At 42.3% G+C, this 1,617-nt stretch carries 3 protein-coding genes; 1 reads left to right on the plus strand and 2 read right to left on the minus strand.

Features of this window, described 5'->3' with window-relative positions; all coding sequences use genetic code 11:
- Positions 1–449: SRPBCC family protein (locus A3735_RS26745; protein WP_068638977.1), on the minus strand; the 449-nt coding region annotated here is incomplete at its 3' end.
- A 201-nt stretch (positions 450–650) separates the two neighbouring features.
- Here A3735_RS26745 and A3735_RS26750 point away from each other — a divergent pair.
- Positions 651–1,007 carry an AsmA family protein gene (locus tag A3735_RS26750; RefSeq protein WP_068638979.1) on the plus strand — a complete coding sequence of 119 codons (357 nt, stop codon included), beginning with the start codon at positions 651–653 and terminating at the stop codon, positions 1,005–1,007.
- Here A3735_RS26750 and A3735_RS26755 read toward each other — a convergent pair.
- Positions 948–1,617: AsmA family protein (locus A3735_RS26755; RefSeq protein WP_156499951.1), on the minus strand; the 670-nt coding region annotated here is incomplete at its 5' end. The two genes, A3735_RS26750 and A3735_RS26755, sit on opposite strands and share 60 nt — an antisense overlap.

The following is a 1,617-nucleotide window of genomic DNA, read 5'->3' on the forward strand; positions in this document are numbered from 1 at the left end:
CCTTTCAGGTTGTCGATATACTCATCAACCATTGCACTAAATTCATGCTTAACAACCGGGCTAATTGCTAACTTAAGCAGGCCTGGTAAAGGCAAAGTCAATTGCGCAGAAGTCGTTAATTTCAAGTTAGTTACGCCGTCACCTTCGGTTATTTCCCACTTACCTGATACAACGCCATTACCCTCACCCTTAACAGGAGTCCAAGTAACTTCACATGCGGCTTCGTCAGCAGAATACTTACAGGCATAAACAGTCTGGATTGCATGATCACCCAAGCCTACCTTTTCCATTTCCCAAAGAAAGGTATTGTCACCTTGATCGGTTAGTGCTTCAACTTTTGGGAAGTGGGCGCCTGAAGCGGGCACATCCGCCAACAATGCAAAAGCAGTGCTTGCATCGGCTTTAACGGTAAACTCGCGATCAATATCAATACTTACTTTAACGGTCATTTCCTACCTCACTATTATTATCACTGGTGGTTTTCTCAGGGTGTATTTCTGTGCGGGCAAGCCTATTAATGAGCGTTCCGATTAGAAATTCGAAAAGCTTCAATGACATAATCCTGCAGACCAGCAATAATAAACACTTCAAAGATAAAAAGCCACGATACCTTGAACAAGAAACCGACTCATTAAGGGCCATATACAGCAATGAACAAATTTCTTAAATTCAGCTTACTTTTGGTTATCGGACTGCCCTTATTAGCAGTGCTAGGTATCGCGCTGTTCATTCAGTTTCAAGATGCAAATCGCTTCAAACCTACGATTGAGCAGCAAGCTATAGAACAAGCCGGAATAAACTTATCGATAGACGGGTCCCTAACCTGGTCTTTGTACCCACTCGGCATTGATATCAACGATATGCAAATCAGTGATCAGCATGGACAAGCGTTTGCATCTATTAAGAGAATACTGGCGCAGGTAGACCTATTTTCTTTACTCAAGGGTTCACCCAGCGTTCACACCCTGCTTCTCGATAAGGCCAATAATATTAGAATTGAGTGTTAGTTTTTCTATGGTGTCTTCGAAGGTGAAGTCTATGTCGAAGGGTACATCTTTGTTTGGTGCTATGTTTGAAACCTTAATACTCGCAGGTGAAAGTTTAATGCTTTGGTTTTTGAGCTCTGATGTATAAGCAATGTTTAGGTTAGATATGCTTAGCTGGCTGAGTAAAAACGAAAGCTCAGAAGTCTTCTGGTTTTTTGAGTCTTGATTTGAATCTTTTGCTTTCGTTTCCGAGGTGTCTTTTTCCAGTGCCGCTGTTTCTTGTGTTGGTAGAATATTAAGCCAATTGGCTTTTCCTTGCTCGTCTTCAAATAGCGATATTTTTGCACTATCGAGAAGCAGGGTGTGAACGCTGGGTGAACCCTTGAGTAAAGAAAATAGGTCTACCTGCGCCAGTATTCTCTTAATAGATGCAAACGCTTGTCCATGCTGATCACTGATTTGCATATCGTTGATATCAATGCCGAGTGGGTACAAAGACCAGGTTAGGGACCCGTCTATCGATAAGTTTATTCCGGCTTGTTCTATAGCTTGCTGCTCAATCGTAGGTTTGAAGCGATTTGCATCTTGAAACTGAATGAACAGCGCGATACCTAGCACTGCTAATAAGGGC

The sequence above is a fragment of the Oleiphilus sp. HI0061 genome (assembly GCF_001635675.1).